The sequence below is a fragment of the Stenotrophomonas sp. CASM110 genome (assembly GCF_049384345.1).
GTDB classification, from domain to species: domain Bacteria; phylum Pseudomonadota; class Gammaproteobacteria; order Xanthomonadales; family Xanthomonadaceae; genus Stenotrophomonas; species Stenotrophomonas muris.
Window position 1 is genome coordinate 78,396 of sequence record NZ_JBMRGI010000014.1, and the last position, 18,245, is coordinate 96,640.

At 60.6% G+C, this 18,245-nt stretch carries 13 protein-coding genes and 1 pseudogene; 7 read left to right on the forward strand and 7 right to left on the reverse strand.

The features are described 5' to 3' along the window. Positions 1-23: 23 nt before the first annotated feature. On the reverse strand, positions 24-434 hold the full coding sequence (locus VG561_RS13665) for a MerR family transcriptional regulator (protein WP_115875147.1): 411 nt from the start codon (positions 432-434) through the stop codon (positions 24-26). An 85-nt stretch (positions 435-519) separates the two neighbouring features. Here VG561_RS13665 and VG561_RS13670 point away from each other — a divergent pair, with 85 nt between their 5' ends. After that, entirely contained in the window at positions 520-1,146 is a 627-nt protein-coding gene (locus VG561_RS13670) for a cation transporter (protein WP_164124066.1), read from the forward strand. A gap of 191 nt (positions 1,147-1,337) precedes the next feature. Here VG561_RS13670 and VG561_RS13675 read toward each other — a convergent pair whose 3' ends face one another. Beyond that, entirely contained in the window at positions 1,338-2,243 is a 906-nt protein-coding gene (locus VG561_RS13675; RefSeq protein WP_115875143.1) for a LysR family transcriptional regulator, read from the reverse strand. A gap of 140 nt (positions 2,244-2,383) precedes the next feature. Here VG561_RS13675 and VG561_RS13680 point away from each other — a divergent pair, with 140 nt between their 5' ends. The 6 genes from VG561_RS13680 to VG561_RS13705 all read left to right on the forward strand — a co-directional run bounded on the left by VG561_RS13680 (position 2,384) and on the right by VG561_RS13705 (position 7,665). Then, the gene (locus tag VG561_RS13680) at positions 2,384-3,781 is read left to right on the forward strand and encodes an amidohydrolase family protein (protein WP_423179684.1); all 1,398 of its coding nucleotides are present in this window, start codon (positions 2,384-2,386) and stop codon (positions 3,779-3,781) included. Positions 3,782-3,789: 8 nt separating this feature from the next. After that, a complete protein-coding gene (locus VG561_RS13685; RefSeq protein WP_115875139.1) occupies positions 3,790-4,269 on the forward strand; it encodes a DMT family transporter in 480 nt (159 codons plus the stop codon). A gap of 315 nt (positions 4,270-4,584) precedes the next feature. Beyond that, complete coding sequence (locus tag VG561_RS13690) at positions 4,585-5,379, forward strand: DUF6602 domain-containing protein (protein WP_313470026.1); 795 nt, start codon at positions 4,585-4,587, stop codon at positions 5,377-5,379. 314 nt (positions 5,380-5,693) lie between these two features. Continuing rightward, the gene (locus VG561_RS13695) at positions 5,694-6,209 is read left to right on the forward strand and encodes a hypothetical protein (protein ID WP_164124064.1); all 516 of its coding nucleotides are present in this window, start codon (positions 5,694-5,696) and stop codon (positions 6,207-6,209) included. A 650-nt stretch (positions 6,210-6,859) separates the two neighbouring features. Further along, positions 6,860-7,303, forward strand: coding sequence for a hypothetical protein (locus VG561_RS13700; protein ID WP_164124063.1), 444 nt, complete (start codon positions 6,860-6,862; stop codon positions 7,301-7,303). After that, positions 7,300-7,665, forward strand: coding sequence for a hypothetical protein (locus tag VG561_RS13705; RefSeq protein WP_164124062.1), 366 nt, complete (start codon positions 7,300-7,302; stop codon positions 7,663-7,665). Before VG561_RS13700 ends, VG561_RS13705 begins: the two co-directional genes overlap by 4 nt. A 114-nt stretch (positions 7,666-7,779) precedes the next feature. Here VG561_RS13705 and VG561_RS13710 read toward each other — a convergent pair whose 3' ends face one another. From VG561_RS13710 to VG561_RS13730, 5 genes and pseudogenes are all read right to left on the reverse strand, one after another. Beyond that, entirely contained in the window at positions 7,780-8,403 is a 624-nt protein-coding gene (locus VG561_RS13710) for a tyrosine-type recombinase/integrase (protein ID WP_164241597.1), read from the reverse strand. A gap of 218 nt (positions 8,404-8,621) precedes the next feature. After that, the gene (locus VG561_RS13715) at positions 8,622-12,401 is read right to left on the reverse strand and encodes a hypothetical protein (protein WP_423179685.1); all 3,780 of its coding nucleotides are present in this window, start codon (positions 12,399-12,401) and stop codon (positions 8,622-8,624) included. Between the two features lie 1,435 nt (positions 12,402-13,836). Then, entirely contained in the window at positions 13,837-14,106 is a 270-nt protein-coding gene (locus VG561_RS13720; protein ID WP_115875109.1) for a helix-turn-helix domain-containing protein, read from the reverse strand. Positions 14,107-15,904: 1,798 nt separating this feature from the next. Continuing rightward, positions 15,905-16,102 (reverse strand): hypothetical protein, encoded by a 198-nt coding sequence (locus VG561_RS13725; RefSeq protein ID WP_164124060.1) that lies wholly within the window; start codon positions 16,100-16,102, stop codon positions 15,905-15,907. Positions 16,103-16,478: 376 nt separating this feature from the next. After that, positions 16,479-17,526: pseudogene (locus VG561_RS13730) on the reverse strand (YifB family Mg chelatase-like AAA ATPase); the annotation flags it as partial. Positions 17,527-18,245 lie beyond the last annotated feature (719 nt).

Below are 18,245 nucleotides of genomic sequence, written 5' to 3' on the forward strand. Positions count from 1 at the left end.
TAAGCCTTGATGCGGCTACAAGGTCAAGCGGCAGGCTGCGGCTGAAGGGCTTCCAGCACCCTGCAGTCGGCCACGCGGCCGCCCGGGCAATTGCCGATCATCCGCTCCAGCTCGCCCTGCAACGCCTGCAGGTCCTGGATCCGGCGCGTGATGTCTGCGATGTGCGCTCTCACCACATCGTCCACCGAACTGCACTCGTGCTCCCGCTGTTCACCAAAGGCAATCAACTCGCGGATCTGTTCGATGGAGAAGCCAAGCTCGCGGGCGCGGCGCACGAACGACAGGCGCCTCTGGTCCTGCGCGCCGTAGTAGCGGTAGTTGCCCTCCGAGCGCAGCGGCGGCTGCAGCAGGCCGATCTTTTCGTAATAGCGGATGGTTTCGGCCTTGGTGCCGGTCTGGCGGGCCAGCTGGCCGATGGTGAGGTGGCTGGGCATGGGCTTGACCTTGTAGGGGCTACAGGGTTGATAACGACTCTCCCACCCTTTTTCAAGCCCGGCCACAGCCTGGCGGGAGACATCCATGGACCACTGCTGCGGCCACAAGCGCCAGGAACTGGAAGCGCTGGCCCTTCACAGTGCGCAGCGGCGCGTACTGGTGGCGGTACTCATCATCAACCTGACGATGTTCTTCATCGAGTTCGGCGCGGGCATCGTGGCGCACTCCAGTGCCCTGCAGGCCGATGCCGTGGACATGCTGGGCGACGCGATCGTCTACGGCCTGAGCCTGTGGGCAGTGAACCGGGGGGCGCGCTGGGAGGCCGGTGCGGCCCTCGCCAAGGGGCTGCTGATCCTGGCCTTCTTTGTCTTCATCGTGGTGGAGGTGCTCAGCAAGCTGATCCACGGCGTGCCTCCTTCCAGCGGCTTGATGCTGGGGTTTGGAGCCATCGCGCTGGTGGCCAATCTGGTGTGCCTGGCATTGTTGTGGCGGTTCCGCGCGCTCAACATCAACATGAAAAGCACCTTCGAGTGTTCCCGCAATGATGTCGCCGCCAACATCGGTGTGTTGGTGGCTGCCGGTGGCGTAGCGCTGACCGGAAGCGGCTGGCCGGACATCGCAGCAGGCGCGGTGATCGCACTGCTGTTCCTGAAATCCGCGCTGGGCGTGATCGGCGAGGCGTGGCCCGCGTGGCGTGCAGCGGTGAAGTAGCAAGGCGTTGGGGCAAGCGCTGGTTAGGACTTTGCCGAGCGGATGTCGGCTTCTGGCCGGAAGCGGACACCTTGCCCGGCGGCTTCCGGGAGGCATCTGTCTGAGGGATACGCTATCTCTAGCAGTCCACCCGAGAGATAGATGCTCGACACCGCCTCGGAATCTCTGGACGCGACGGCTGACTTCGCGATCTATGCTTTCTCGCTCTTGGCGGAGAAAAGCTCTGCAGCCCATGCTATGAACGCTTGGACGATGGGCGATCCATAACGGTGGTGCGGGTAAAGGATCGAAACCGGCACCGACGGCGGACGCCACCGCTGAAGCACCTCAACCAGGCTGCCATCCTGCAACTGCTTCTCGACCAGTACGCCTTGCAACTGTGCCAGGCCGTATCCCTTCATGCACAGCTTGATGTACAGCTCGGTCTCATTGACGGCGACCGAGCCCTCCACTGGTACTACCTGTCTCTTCCCATCAGCTGAGAAGAGCAGGCTGCCACCGCCCCTCGAACCAGAGGAAAAATGGTGGACTGCGCGGTGCCCGGCGAGGTCTTCAAGTGATTGTGGGACGCCATACACCTCCAGATAGCTTGGTGCGGCGCAGGTGATCCAGCGGAAGTTCCCCAGCGGCCGGGCTACGAGGCTGGAGTCTTCCAGCGGCCCGGTCCGGATCACGCAGTCCACACCCTCCTGGACGAGGTCGACCGGCCGGTCACCCACGCCGATCATCAGATGGACCCCGGGATACTGACGGCGAAAGCTGTCCAGGTTCGGGAGGAGTATCGAGTGCGCGAGGCCGCCTGGCATGTCGATCCTCAACCGCCCCCGCAGGCCCTGTGGCGACGACTTCAGGCCGGTTTCCGCCTGTTCGATCTGGTTGAGGATCTCGCGGCACTGCAGGTAGTAGCGCTCGCCTTCCGAAGTGGGGCTGACGCTGCGCGTGGTCCGGTTGAGCAGGCGGACGCGCAGGTGCTTTTCCAAGCCCTTGATCAAGCCCGTGACGGTGGAGGGGGGCATGGAGAGAGCCTCGGCGGCACGCACAAAGCTCTTCGCTTCTACCACCCGCACGTACGCCTGCATCGCCAGAATCCGATCCATTTCGCTTCCACCCTACAGTTGACGGTCACCTCGATCCCGATTATGCGCGTTCTACGAATAATAAAAACGAAGAGCATGGATTTTTCGCAGGGTCAGCGGGGCATAGAGTTCACGCCATTCCAGAAATCGACCTTGCCCCAATGAGCACCCTCCCGCGAGACATTCTTCAGCAACCGACAACCGCAGCGGCCGAAAAGACGCTCATCCGTGGCGCAACCATCATCAGCATGGACCCGGCTGTGGGCAACCTCGTGAAGGGCGACATCCTGGTCTCCGGTCGGACCATCACTGCCGTTGGCGAGAACCTCAGCGCCGAGGACGCGTTCGTCATCGATACCAAGGACATGATCGCCATCCCGGGCATGGTGGACTCCCACCGCCACGCCTGGGAGGGTCAGCTGCGCCGGATCAACTCCAACGCCGAGACCTTGGAGCACTACTCCAACGCCACGCATTTCTCGTTCGCCAAGCATTACCGTCCGCAGGACATGTATGTCGGCACCTTGCTGTCCGCGCTGGGCGCAATTGATGCTGGCATCACTACGGTCATCGACAACTCCCACAACAGCCGCACAGCCGCGCACTCCGATGCATCGGTTGAAGCTCTGCTCGATGCCGGCATCCGTGCGCTGCATGCATCAGGCGCTCCCGTGTCCGGCACTTGGGACCGCGCGCATTGGCCGGGAAACCTCGCCCGCCTGCAGGAAAAGTACTTCAAGGACCCGGCCAACGACCTGGTCACATTGGCGACCATGGCCAACATCGAGCCGGAGCTCTGGGCCGAAGCACGCCGCCTGGGTATCCCGATCGTCACCGAGTTCTTCGGTGAACAGATGGGCGCCCAGCTCCCTCAGTTGCATGCGCAAGGGCTGCTGGGCCCGGACAACATCTTCAACCACTGCACCTGCCTGAAGGATGAGGGCTGGGAGATCCTTCGCGATGCCGGTGTGCACATCAATGTCTGCCCGCGCTCGGATGCCCACTACGGTATCGAGGATGGCATGTTCGCCTGGGATGCGGCGGTTCGGCACGGGCTGCGACCCGGCTTCAGCGTTGACAACGAGACGTCCTACAGCGGCGACATGTTCATGGAAATGCGCGTGGCCTATTACCTAGAGCGCGTGCTGCGCGTCAATGCACGTCCCCCGCGTAGTGCCGGCACCCCACAGGATCCGCTCAATTCCCACCGCCTGCTTGAAGCCGCCACGCTTGATGGCGCGGCCTGCGCAGGGCTGCAGGACAGGATTGGCAGCCTGACGCCGGGCAAGCAGGCCGACATCGTGCTGTTCCGCACCGGCGACATCAACCTGTATCCGTCCAACAATGCGTTCGGAACAGTGGTGCATGCGGCGGAGCGCAGCAACATCGACACCGTGATGGTCGGCGGCCGGGTGCTGAAGCGGGGCGGCGAAATGTGCGGCCTGGACATGGGCAAGTTGCGCGCTGCGGTGGACGAATCCTGCGCGCACCTGTTCTCGGCTGCCGGCTACACGCCGGACGTGTTCGGCACTTCCTTCCCCGTTCTAACCAATCACTGAGAGTAAACATGAACAGCTTCGGTGCCTGGGCCTTTCCACTGGCAATGGTTGCGGGAATGGCCGTCACATTGCAGACCACGTTCAATGGTCAGTTGGCAAAGGGCCTGGGCGGCGATCCTGTTGCAGCCGCCATCTTCTCCTTCATGGTGGGGCTGTTGTCGCTCACTCTCGTCGGTCTCGTACGGGGCAACACCCTCGGCCTGCTTGCAGGCATCCCGGCGCAGCCGGCCTGGGTGTTGCTGGGCGGAGTGATGGGCGCATTTGCGCTGCTCAGCAACGTCATCCTGGTGCCCCGTATCGGCATGGCCGCCCTGGTGGGGCTGGTGATCGCCGGGCAGCTGCTGTCTTCGTTGGCCATCGACCATTTCGCATTGATGGGTTCTGCCCATCGTCCCGTCTCCCTCATCAAGCTTGCAGGCGCGCTGGTCATGCTGGCCGGACTTGCAATCTCGCTGTTTGGAGATCGCTGGTCCAGGTTGCTTGTGTGATTGCTCGAGGAACGGTGCAGGCGGCCGCGCGCTCGAACCCTGGCTTGACCGAAAACGTCCGCTTCTGGCCGAAAGCGGACGTCCCTTCGGGAGGGCACTCTTGCGCAGGTGGTAAAGTCCACTCCCCACCCAGAGCTGGCATCCCCCGAAGCGCACGCTTGGCACCCGGCAAAGTCCGGCTCTACATCGGCTTGCTAGCCAGACCCGGCCGTCCTAACATCGAATCGTATCAAGGGGGATAGCGGACCGCACGGTGCGCTGTTGATAAATCGTGTGACCGGATTCAGGGATCCGGCTATTAGGTGTTTAGCGCCCATGCCACGAGGCACTCAAAGATCCAGCCGTGTTTTCAAGTCAGTACTGTCGCGTGCAGAGAAGGAACTAGCACTAGGCTCGGAGAAGGCTGGCGACTTCCATCACAACGGTATTCGGGGGGACGAACGGGCCGCATCTCTTATGCGCTTCCTGCAGTCCCACCTGCCGATCACCATGGCCATTGCCAAGGGTGAAGCAATCGATTTTCGCGACGAGCGGTCAGGTCAACTAGATCTAATTATCTATGACAAGAGTGCATCCGCCCCAATTTTCACCGGCGGAGAAAATGTACTCGTGCCCGCTGAGGCGCTTTATGCCGTGATCGAAGTAAAGAGCGTCCTTTCGAAGGACGAGCTAGAGAAATCCGTTGAAGCAGCGAAGACGATTAGGAGCCTGAGGCCCTTCAAGGAGCCGTTTATTGGACCGCGACGCGATGGTATTGCTGCGGAAGACGGAAAATGCCGTTGTGCTTACTCAATTTTTGCCTATTCAACGAATCTAGGTGCGACCGACTGGCTACAGAAGGAATACATGCGCACTATCGGCGCACTTGACGCTGCTGGCGCGGCCCGTGATGTCGTTGAAAGAGTGGTTGTGCTTGGTCGTGGACTTATCAATCCAGCAACAGCAACCGGAAAGGAGATCACGGATGACAACGAAAGCATCTTCCTTGAGTACTACCTACACCTCATGAACTTTCTCTCACGAGAAAGCACCAGAAGACCCCAAGTTGACTGGCAGATCTACACATCTCGCGGCACTGGCGGCTGGAAGAAGCTCAGTGATGGTAGCTAACAGTTGGTTCAACGCGACGCCGCCTCTCGGCGCGGCTCAACTCAGGCACTCAATGTCCGCTTCTGGCCGAAAGCAGACGCGCCGGCGCCAAGCAACGCGATTAAGAGTGCTAGAGCCGGATCTCGATCCATAACGGCCATTCGTGTCCGCGCCGATCCTACCGCTGGGCCCAGTTTTACGCTGGCTTGTTAGCTGGACCCAAGCGCCCTAAGATCGAGCCGCATCAAAGGGAAAGTGCGCCATATGGTGCACTGTGGATAAGTCGTACACCCGGACGCAGGGATCCGGCTATTAGGTAGTTAAGGGGCTTTCAAGTGACTAGCGAGTTTATAGACGCCTACTCAGACGATCAGATTTATCTGCACATGCTTGAGAGCTTGGTGAACGCTCACCCTGTCGAAGCGAATGTGCCCGACAGCATCAAGTACTCCTCGTTCTCACGCTTGTGGGCGGTGATGATGGTCGGTGGCGTCGAGTGCATGATCAAAGAATGGACAGCAAGCCGTCCAGGCCTTTCAGACATTTACGGGTACTTCCAAGAAGGGCCGAATGACGAACGACTTAAACGGCTAGAGAACGCGTTCAAGCTTCGGGGCTTGCCAGTTGACCCAGAGGCATTCCAGGACTACCTGGCGATCAAATACATCCGCAACGCTTACATACATGGCAAGTGGAATGAAAGCCAGAGATCCATCGTGGTGGCTCGTGGCTTCCCAAATGACATCATGCACTTTGATGCGACTCACTTTGAACGCATGAAGAGATGCTACTTGCACGTCATGAACAATCTTGGCATGGCGAATGCACTGCAAAGCATACTTGAACCCTAACAATTCGTTCAATCCGAACCCGCTTCGCAGTCTCGGATCGAACGGAGCTGTGTCGGGCGTGGCTAGGCTTTAAGCGGCCAAGGGGAGATGTGAGTCACTCTCGAGAGCACTTCTGCCAATAGCATCGTTTACCTGAATGCTCTTGATCGCTGGCGGCGAATTTCTTGCCTGCCCATTAATCGGTCCAATTACCGCATCTGTCGAGTCCAGTCCCTTCTGGTCTGTGGCGGTCACGGGCGTCCCCACTACTCCATCCTGGGGGCACCTCAAAGTTGGCTCGTGGGTTGCCTGATCCATTGGCTCGGTCGCTCCACTCAGGCTTTCGGCCATCGTTCGTGGGCGGCAGTCGTCTGGGCACGCCTAACAACTCATTCAAGACGAAGTCATTTCCCGGCTCGGCTTAGTTCAGGCGTTGATGTCCGCTTCTGGCGGCAGGGCGTCATGCTACCCATAGCTACAATTAGTGCAGCCCCCGATCCTCGCGCTAACTCCGTCCACACCTCGGCTTGTTCGGCGGACCCGGTCGCCCTAGAATCGGGCCGTATCAAGGGGAAAAGCACACCATACGGCGCTTCGTGGATAAGTTATATAGCGGAACCCGCGGGCCAGTCTATTGGGTAGTTGGGCCCACCAGGAGGGTACAGAGCGTAATGTGGGAAGTTATTGATAAAGCGATATCTGTGGCCGCTGACATGTTCACGATCTGCGCATCGGGGATCGCGATCTTTTTGTTCTTATTCAAGCGAAACGACATCAGCGCGTTTTTGCGCGCGGTCGTTAACTTTACCAATCAAACCAGTCTTGCGGAGGTGCGGCAAAAGCTCGAGGAGCTGAGTAGCCTCAACGCTGCAGATGCGGAACAAGCGGCCGAGGTGGCAAGCGTATTCCACGATATCTGCGGCCGAATCGACGGCAATCCTCAACTAAGTGCGAGGTTCTCAGACTTCGCCATCCGAGTCCGTCGCGCCACTGGCAACATGAAGCGACCGATATCCGAGCCACAAAAGCGCGCTTTGGTTAGCGAGCTGCGGGAATGCCTTCGTCACCTCGACGCAGTGAATTATTCGGAAGCAATGGGAGATTTCAAGAAATGAAGGTCGTAACTGCAGCAAATGCGATGATTGCTAATCCGAAGCTCATCACCGGCGTGACTCCAGGTCGACAGGGGAGCGAGATTTACTTTCTGTATGACGGTAAATATAAGTGGTCTGTAAACAAGTTCGGGGATGATGTCAATCTTTTCTTCTATCCGGGCCCGCATGAACTCGGCCAACTCGCCTCTTGGGATGAAGACGACTGGCACGACTTCAACGAATTTGTTCGGTACTCATCGAAAGAACTCGGAACAAAGGAAGCACTGGCCACCTTCTCTGAATTGTATCGCGTCGTGCAGGAACGTCGGTACGACATCGATGACGTTCTTCAGGACATCATTGGCAAGGCGGGGTGGGCTTAGCAATTCAGTCAAGCCGACTGCCATTTTGTGGCAGAAGCTTAACCGATAGCGTTTTGAACGACCGCTTGTGGCCGATCCTCGACATTCTGCAGGACGAGGATCAGCTTTCCGGGCTCAGACGTCAGTCCGCTCGGCGATCTCCAAGGCGTCCTCCACGTCTATGCCCAGATTGCGAACGGTGCTCTCCAGCTTCGTATGCCCACGCAAGAGCTGAACGGCCCGAAGGTTTCGCGTGCGTCGGTAGATCAACGAAGCTTTGGTCCTGCGCATCATGTGCGTGCCGTAGGAGCCCATCTCGAGGCCGGCGTCTTCCACCCAGCGATGGACGATCCGGGCGTACTGCCTCGTCGACAGGTGGGATGATTCCGCCACGCGGCTGCGGAACAGGAAATCCGAGGCTTTGAGGTCGGCATAGGCGATCCAAGCCTGGACGGCCTCGCGATTCGATTGGGTGATCTCGAACTGGACAGGTCGCCCCATCTTTTGTTGCATCACGATTGCGCGAGATGCTATCTGGCCGCCATGCGAGACGTCAGATGCCCGAGGCTTGACCAGATCGCAGGCGCGTAGCTTCGAATCAATCGCTAGGTTGAACAGAGCGAGGTCGCGGATCTTGTGGCCGAGCTGAAGTCTGATCCGGATAGCCCAAATGCCTTTCAGCTTCAGTGGAGCCTTCTGGCCGACTAGTTTTCCTTCGTTCCAAGGCTCGAAGGGTTGAGGTGTGTGAATAATTACCATGGCCAACTTCCGGTAGAGGGATGGGCCAGCGTTCGCCTAGCTCGAGAAGCTGGGGGTGTTGCGACCCTAAGCAGCCGTCCGGCAGCGGTGTGCCAAAACCTGCCATTCGCCCAGCGCGAAGCCCTCGGCAGAAATGCAAAGGGCGGCGGGTCCGGCCTAAGACTCCGCGAGAGCCGCGATCGGCGTCAGAGCCCCGCTGAGGATGCTCGGATCAGCAGCTATTCGAAACTCTGTTCACCTTCCCGATCGCGCTTGCTCTCATGTTCGATCCAGCGGTCCAGTTCGGGCAGAATGTCGGCGACCCATTGCCGAACCTCGCCTCCGACATTGTCACCCAGCGTTGAGATAGCTGCGCGACGCCGAACCAGAATATCGGCGAGCGAGCCACACCAGCTGCGCGGATGCAGCCGCGACCACCTATCACCGAGAAACGCCCGCTTGTCTCGCGCGTGGCCCAATATTTCCAGGAAAAGCGTGGAGACATCATTCTCCTCTTCACCCTGCCGCCGCTTGAACATGGAGATGCTTTTGCCAAGCAGCGGATAGCGCCGATCCGGATCGATATTCGCCCACTGAACAAGTGTCTCGGCGCCGACATCCTCCACCGGCGTGCCAGACCCAAAGCCCCCCTCAAACAGTCCCCGATTACTCGGCCGGAGCTCAGGAAGCAGGAATTCGTCGAGAGCGATGAGGGGGTGCGTTTCGAAGAGCGCCTTCAGGACATAACCGATATCGTAGGACGAGAGATAGACGGTCTCCAGCCCGACTCGGACCCGCGCGCAGATCTCGCGCAGCGTCGCCGCACCATCAGGTCCGGCGCAGCAGACCCGTATGACGGTATGCAGCCCGAAATCGCGAAGCGACTGCTTCTTCCCGAAGTCTGCGCGCAGCAGCAGCTCACGGCCGACGGCAATCAAGGATGGAGCGTGTTGTCCGCCCTCCTCCCGATCGCGGTAGAAGTGCATGTGAAGGATATCGAGCGCGATCTCCACGCCGTCGGCGAGACTGGCGATGTCGGTGAGCAGCGGGCCAAGCGCGTCGGGTGGAGACTCGCCGACGCTGCCATTGGCGATGCTGTGAAAAGTCCGCGCCGACAGGACGCCACGTTCAATCGCGCGCCGAAGCCGCGCAATGCCCTGAGTGTCGATAGCAACACGCGCCTGAAGATATGGCAAGCTCGCGGCGAGATCGGGATTCTCGATCACATCCTCCAGCGCGGCGTCGGCGAAGGCCGAATCCCTGGCGTGTGCGCCATAGATGAACCCGCCCAGCACCGTCGCATTCCGGCTTTCCACATCGGCGGCAGAAAAGAGGCCCAGCAGTTCCCGCCACATCGAATCAAGATCGGCGGCACCATCCGACAGGCCGGTGCCGCACTCGTAGGCGCGCTGCGGATGTTGTTCAACGAGCAGTTCGGCGATGAAGGCAGCGCGCGTCTCCGGGTCGTGCGCGAGCGCGGCTCCGATCTCCTTCGCGAGCTGGGAGGCGCGCTCATACGGCTTCATGACATCGCCGTCGTCGACATCACCGTCAGCGACATCCCAGCCGAAACTGCTGCGCCCCAGTACCACCGCACGGGCCTGATGGAGAAGATCGGTGGGTTTCAGGCGGTCGATGAGCGCGGTGAGACGCGCGCGCACCTCATCAGGCATAGCGTCGCCCTCGAAGCGCAGCGCTGTGCGGAAGCCGCTCCACCCCTCGATCCAGGGCCGCTCGGAAGAGAAGTGGGTCGCTGCCCGTTCGAGCGCATCGTGACAGGCGCCGAAATGCCACAGCTCCCTTACGCTATGGGCAAGGTGGTCCCGGGTATGCTCGATGATTGGCGAAAGCTCGACCGCCAAGTCGACCGCGCCGTTGTACCAGGCCCAGATGTCGCCATTGGTCAGCGGGTGCCAGCCATAGTCGCGTGACCGGGCGCCGAAGTCGAAGTCGCTGGATGAACTGAAATAGTGCGCCTTCAGCAGCGCATCGAGGGCGACGCCGGCGCAGCGCATCAAAGCCGGATCACCAGATTGCGCAAACCGGCGCACAAGCGATCGCCGCTGGTCCGGCAAAGCCTTGGTGCCGGACAGGTGCAGGTGAAACAGCTCGGCGAACATTTCCGATGCCGAGTTCTTGTTGTGATTGGGCGGTTCAGCGGAAAGGAACCGGGCAAGCAATGTCGCCGCGCGGTCGAATAGCGGTGGATCGTAGGCGAGGAGCTTGATCAACCGTATCCACCGCCACCGGTCGCTCGACTGCGGATCGAGTATCTCGGCGCCGCGTGGCCCAGTTACGTCTCGCTCGATCCTTGCGAGCACGGCATCCGGTGCGACCGGAGCGATATTCGTGATGATCTGGAGGCCGTCTTCGCCCAACGCCGCGAGATCGCCAAGAAGACCGTCGGCACCGAGCCAGCGCACGACCGCGGCCCGTGCCTCGGCGCTGTCGTGCAGATAGCCGAGGCGGCGCGAAAGGGACTTCTGCATCCGCGCCGTGAGCGACGCGCAGAAGCGGTCGAAATCGGCCGGGGGCATGCGTTCGAGGGCGAACCCGGCGAGCGGGTTGGCGATCGCGTGCGGCAGGATCGCACGCCACCTTCCGCGCAGCTGCGCGATCCCGCGCTGACGAAGCGTGTTCAGCGCCGCATACATCGTCGCCACGGAAGCGCCGCGAATAGCAGCAACCCGCGCAAGTTCGCCGCTTTCCGACGTGTCTTCGCCATCGATCGAATAGAGCAGCGCAAGGTCTTCGGCGGCGGAAAGGAGATCCCGGTCGGGCTCGTTGCGCTGGTGAAAAATCCGCTCGAAGAGGTCACGGCTCTTGAGCTTTCCCAAGGTCTCGCCTTTCCCGAGGGTTTCGGCGATGGCGCGCGCCACGCGGAAATTGCCGTCGCTGAATTCCGATATCGTGCGCCGGTCCACCTGCGTCATATTGGGGAAGGTCTTTTCCAGCCACAGTTCCACCATTTCGGGCGGTGCTGATTGCAGGCGAAAGACCTCGGTACGCTCGGGCTCATCGTCGCGAACATCATATTCGACCGTGAGGAGGCTGACCTGGCTCCCCGCTTCCGAACAGATGCGGGCAAGTTCGCTGTGTGTCGCCGGATTGCAGTTATCGACGATCAGGATCGCACGTTGCCGTGCGATAACTAGCTGGCGCGCCATGTCCCGGGCGGTCGGGTTAGTCTCGACCGAATAGTCGGTATAAACGGCAAGCCCCGGGTCCAGCGGCGCCTCACCGACACCATCCTCGAACAGTGCCTGCACGAGACGAGTCTTTCCGAGACCGGACAAGCCGATCAACCGGATACATTGGCGAGCTTGGGTCAGAGAGACGCGAAGCCGGGCGAGACCCTCGCCGATGGTGAGGTGCTCGCGGTCGCTCGTTCGCTCATCAGTTAGGCAAGCCTTGTCATTGAAGAGATAGGGCGTCTCCTCGCTCACGCCGACGCCGCACCAATCGCCGATGCTGCTCCAGCCCGACACACCGATGCCGAGCCGCATGCGGACCCAGGCGGCAATCCCGGGATAGTGATTGACCCATGTAGCCAGCCGGTCGCGATCGTAGAAGTCGCTATGCAACTGCCCGGCCTCAGGCAGATCATCGAGCTGCGCCCGGATCGCATAGCGACGATCACTCAGCGGCTTGTCTGCGACCGACCCTTGCGCGCTGACGATGATGTAGGCGCCCGAGCGAGTGGCGAGTTCGGCGATGACCGGCCGTAGTACGCCGCCAGGACGCATCTCATTGCGGATTGCACTCGCCGGCATGTCGGGCTTCTTTACCTGAAACCCTGTGTGCTGGCTCGGCACGAAATCCGGCATCGGCAGTGCGAACGGGCACTCGACCCGGACATCAAGCCCGCCATCGGCCGCATCCTGATTGCCGCCAGCGGTCACCGACGAACTGGGGCAACCCTGCGCCCGCAATTCTGCCAAAGCGAGACGTGCGACGAGTGTCCGTAGATCGGCGTCATTGAGGTCGGCGACTTGTGCGCCAGTAATTTCGAACATCATTCTTCCCCCCCTTTCATCAAGTATAGGAGAGCATGCGGGAGAATAAAGAGCGGTCAAGCGATAGCTGGTCCGCCACGGCCGCGACGAACTTCCAGTTGTTCCATCGCCACGCATGATGCCTGCGACTGGCTTGCTGAGCTGGCGCTCCAGCGCCGGTGGCCACGGCACGAGCGCGAACCCGCGCGATCCGGCGGAGAGGCTGTGGGGGCGCCATCTGCGCGATTTCTTCTAGGTGCGGAGCACCTGAAGCGTCTCGAGGTGCTTTAGCGCCGCGTTATCCAGTCCGCTCGTGAAGAAAAAGCGTTTGCCTTTCACGTCGCCGGAGAACTTCTTGAACCGATTGACGGTGACGCTGGCATCGGCGCCGCCGGTGGTGCTGCTTGTGCTGTTTCCTCGAGAATGATCGGCGGCCTCGAAAGGGCCAGCCTGAACGAATGTCCATTCAGCACGATTTGCGGCTCAGAAGCAGTCAGGGTGGTTCCAGCCCAGTTTTCGCCTTTTCCCGTAGGTCGCCCCGGTGATAGCCGAATGTCAGCTATTGGCCGTAAGCGGACAACAACCACCGGCTCTATTCCATGCTGGGCTACGGCTCGCCCGCTGGCTACAAACGGGGCGCAGCTTGAAACGCCCCATCCGGGTGTCTACGGAAACTTGACAGCGGCCCCTCCTTCTGGTGCGGCGATGGCCGTTTGGCGGTCGGCATTCCACTTTCGTTGGTTGCCTTGGCGGCGGTTCTCTCCAGCGATTCAATCTCAAGCGACGTAGTAGTGTGCCTGGGTGCCCTGCTAGTGAGCGTAGTGGTTGGGGCGTGGCCAGAGCCGTTGGTTACCAGCTCGACTCGACCGCCAGTGCCTTCGACGGTGTACTGCAAAGTTTTCGGATGCGCGCCAACGAAGTTGGCGAGGTTGCCGGGACTATCAAACAGTTGGAGACGACTTTTCTCGACAGGCTCACTTTCGCCAGGAGGGCTGTAGCAACGTTCCATGTGCTTGCATGGATACCTCCGTGCATCGGAACGGCGCTCATCGCCTGGAAGTTTCCGCCGGGTTGCTTCGGATCGGTGGGCGCCGTACTTGCTCAGTGGCTGGGGTACTAGTTCGCGGCCCACTGACGCGTGTACCAGGACTTCGCTTCTATTTTTCAGCCTGCGGGACCGCCGATTGCATGGCGACGGAGAGGGTCATCTCTCGCGGAGGAGTTGATCCCGTCCAGACCAACCTCATGGCCCGGTAGGCACTGAGGCAAGGACGCGGCAATGACCTGCCGGCGAAACTGCCACCGATCTGATCCGTCCGGAATTGATCGGCGGGACCGGATGGATTTCTACCTTTGCCTTACCACGAAAATGCCGTGGCCTGGATGCGTGCTGAGGGGGCGACACTGAGAGCACTTCAATCGCAACCTGACACCGCTTGGTGACTTTGCACTACTGCCTCTATTTGATCTGGCTCATGCGTAGACTTTGCACCATCTTCAGGACGTGATCCGATATTTCAGTAGAGGAGAACCCTAGTGCTGATGCAACGAGGCAGAATTCCAGCACGTCCAAGCGTCTGGCTCCAGACTCGACGGCTGAAATCCTTTGTTGGGGCCATCCCAGATGTGAGGCCAGCTTGGTTTGACTAATGCCCAGTGACTCACGTCGCTCACGGAGTTGGCCGACCAACCGCAGGTACACACTTTGGTAGATCGTTTTCGTAGCCATCGGACCCGCCTGTAGGAGCGGAACGAAATCTATGGCGGAGTCCGGGCCTACATGAAAATTGTGTAGACGGCACCTCAGGAGCTTGCTAGCATCAGCTTTGGTTGAACTGCCGGGGATCGAGTGATCTATGGGCGTGACCAACAGACCCTCATCCCCTCGTGGCCAGCGCTAGATGCGCTGCTCGTGTCACTTGGCCCGTTCTACGCATGTGCGTGGTGCGCTCTTGAGCGCTCGATCTCAGTCTCTGCTCCCGTGGCGGCTGATCCAGCGATTGCGCAGCAATTGCTGTTGTTCCTTAAGGCAGCTGGCGTCCTTGCCGAGGGCGAGTCATCGAATGGTGCAACAAGGCGCTCCCTTTACGATCCCATTAGCTGGAGCTACAAGGACGGCGCCGGGTTATCAGGCAATCTAAGCGCCTTGCTCACCCAAGCACTGAGTGCTTGGCGCCCCCTGCTTGATTCAAATGACCAAGAGTGGCTCTGGCGTCAACTATCTAACCGTGAAGCTGGCGCCTACCTCGGAGCGCTACTCCGCAGACACCGAATTGGCGTTCGAAACGTTGAAGAGCTTTTAAGGTTTGAGGAGGACGACTGGAATGAGTTGAGCTTGGGGCGCAAGCGGTACGTACTCTGGTCATCCGTTCGTGGCGCCGCAAGTGAGTTCCTGAGCACTGGCGGTGACGAGGCAGCGACACTGGCCGTATTGGGCCGCGAGATTCGACGGCGGACTCATTGGCTTTCTCTTAAGCAAGCGTCAGGTTCGCTTGGAAATGCTGAGTACTGCTTCCTGCCAGATCGCTCGTGGCGGCGCCCGCTAATGGTCGATGTCGCTCTCGAGTGCCTATTGCCGATCGGCGACGAGTACTGGCTTGCCCCACCTGTCCTCGGCAGTAAGTAAGCGAAGCTTCGAGCCAGAGCACCAGCCCGGCAACCTACTCTATCCTGGGAGGCACCCAACGTATGCGCCCGACTATCCTTGCACTCGATTTGGAGGGGACACTGATATCTAACGCGGTCAGCCAGATCCCTCGGCCCGAGTTGCTTAGCTTCCTTCAATTTGCTCGCGACGCCTTCAAGGAAGTTGTCCTCTTCACAACGGTACCGAAACCCAGTGCGCTGAAAATCGCGTCGCTCTTGGCAAGCGAAGGGCACGTGCCGCAATGGTTCGCAGAGGTCCGCTACATCGACTGGACAGGATCTACAAAAAATCTGCTACTAGTGTCGCCGCAACTGGGCGAGGCTCTCCTGCTAGACGACCATGAGCCGTATGTCCATCCTGGCCAACACGCCCTGTGGGTCGAGGCCCCGCTGTTCGCGTCGCCGTATCCTGCTGAAGACGCAGGTATGCGGATCTCGCAGAGACGCATCGAGCAGAGATTGTCCTTGCTTTCGAGCTCGCGTAGTGAGCCGCCGGCACCAAATCACCTCAGCTGAAGAGAAAGCGGCTTGAGCACGGTTGAAGTGGCTTGCGCTTAGGACGCCTGCCCCTCTGTGATCCGGACAGTTGGCGTTTCCCTTGATATTCCTGCAACTCTAAGTGAGCCGTATGCAGTACCCGGAGCGGATCAGCAATCAGCAGCTCAGCCGGGGGCGCGTCATCGAGCAGCGTGTGGGGTGACAGGAAACACTCGACCTTACCCCAACCAGTGGTGCGACGAAGATCACTCAGTTCACGCTGAAATGGACCTAACTCGCGCATCAGTTCCAGTATCCTTGCCAAGTGGTCTACGGGTCGCTCAGCGGGCTGGAGCTGCCAAGTCGGATATCTGTAACTAGGCACTGGCTGCTTTACATAACCCCTAGAAGCTTGTCCTCACGGCGTAGTTGGCTAGCGGCGTGATTGCTTCCCAGGGCTGGGCACCCAACTCTACGCCGATCTGGAACGCACTCAGCCACTCGGACGCCAGCGCCTCGCGTACGGTAGCGGAGTCTTGCAGGATCCGCTCAGCGGCGTTGGAGCCACCAACTTCAACTATGAGGTTCGACAGGATGCGCATCGCTAGTAGTCTCCGCTATGAGAAGCCGTCCGTTGGAAGTAGTTACGATCATCGACGCGTCAGAACACGAGCTCAGGCGCGGGTCTACCCGCTTAGAGGGACCTCCTCCAATAAAGCGTTAAATGCTACCCCTGCCATCGGTCGTCTCACGTTGTCGTCTTAGCTGTCCGGTGTCTATCGTGTCAGCCTACTGGTACGCGGCCTGATGACGTCGCTAATTCAAGCCTGGGCTACCTCTCGGCGCCGCCTGCGTATACAACCAGAGCGTGGTCCTAGACCAAGTTCCCAACCAAGTGATCTGAATGTCTCTTAGATAGGCCCCCAATGTCACGACACTGTGTCACGTCAGGTGTAGCAAGCAGCAACTTCATGTCATAGGTACAGGGGCAGGGATTCATCGCCGCCACCAGCTGGAATCGCGCTGGATACTGCACGCTGCGTGCCGCGCGGGCGATGCGGATGTGGCCGGATTCCAGCGGCTCTCGCAGGGTCTCCAACGCACTGCGGTTCCACTCCGGAAGCTCATCCAGGAACAGCACGCCGTGATGGGCCAACGAGATTTCGCCAGGGCAGGGCGGATTGCCGCCACCCACAAGCGCCGCCGCGCTCGCACTGTGGTGCGGTGCCCGGAAGGGCCGCTGCCGCCATCGTCTTGGGTCCAGCCCTTCGCCACTCACCGAGGCAATCGCGGCCAGCTGCAACGCCTCGGCTTCCTCAGTATCCGGCAACAGGCTGGGCAGGCGCGAAGCCAACAGCGTCTTGCCGCAGCCAGGGCTGCCGATCAACAACAGATGGTGCCCACCGGCGGCCGCCACTTCCAACGCGCGCCGTGCATGCGCCTGCCCGCGCACTTCGGCCAGATCGGGCAGGGGCAACGGTGTCGTGTCCACGCGCTCCACGGGCGGCAGCAGGCGCGGATTGCCCAGACCGGCACAGCACTCCAGTAGCGTGCGCGCCACGCGCACATCCGCGTGCTCGGCCAGCGCCGCCTCGGCGGCATTGCCGGGCGGCACCACCAGGATGCGGCCGGCATCAGCCGCCGCAATCGCAGCAGGCAGCGCTCCGGCCACCGGCCGCAGTTCGCCGGTCAGCCCCAGCTCGCCCAGGAACTCGTATTGCAGCAGCGACTGCGGATCGACCTGGCCACTCGCGGCAAGAATGCCCAGCGCGATGGCCAGGTCGTAGCGCCCACCTTCCTTGGGCAGGTCGGCAGGCGCGAGGTTGAGCGTGATGCGCCGCTGCGGAAAGTCGAAGCGTGCACAGAGCAGCGCGGCACGCACGCGCTCGCGCGATTCGCGCACGCTGGTCTCGGCCAGGCCGACAATCTGGGTGGCAGGCAGGCCGCCAGAGAGGTGCACTTCCACCCGCACCAGCGGGGCATCGACCCCGGCGCGGGCACGGCTGTGGACCAGCGCCAGGCTCATGTGTGGATTCCTGCAGAAAGACGCCTGATGGTGCGGCAGGTAATCTGCGTGGGACTATCGGGGTTTGCCGGCAATGCGTCTCGGGGTATTTCTGCCTGCAAAGGGTGCAGCGTGCGCATCGAGGGCAAATGATCTGTGCAGCGCGGCTCTGCGATGGCGGTCTCGCAGGTCTTGCGTCAGACAAGGCGTACTACAGGGCAGTGAAGGAAAGGAGCGAGCTGAAATGCAGTGCATTCGAGTACTGATGGCCCTCTCGCTCGCCATGGGCCTGCCGGGGTGCCGGGATGAGGTGGAGAGTTCAACGTATCCCATTGGCCAGACGGGAGAGACGTGCACAGCCTACAAGGGCTTCGACCGCCAGCCGCCTGAAGTAGTTGTGGCCGAGCTTGCCAAGCGAGGGTTGGATAGTCGCCGATTGGTGCATAGGACAGTCTGCGGCCCGATCACAAGTTGGGACATTCTCCCCGCAGGGGCGTCGATCGATCGGATACCTCCGCCAGACGCATATGTAAGCGTCCACCTGCTGGAAGACGGCTCGGTTTCCGTCAGTACAGACCGCCCCTGACGTTGGCGCCGCCCTTGATGATCGAGCGGCGGGGGAACAGACAAAAGTACGGATGGGCTCGCAGGCGGGGCGAGTGGCACCCAGGTGGGCTGGAAGGGTGACAACGATACGACCCTGCGTGCTGAGAGCGGCACCAGGACAGCGGCGGAGTAGA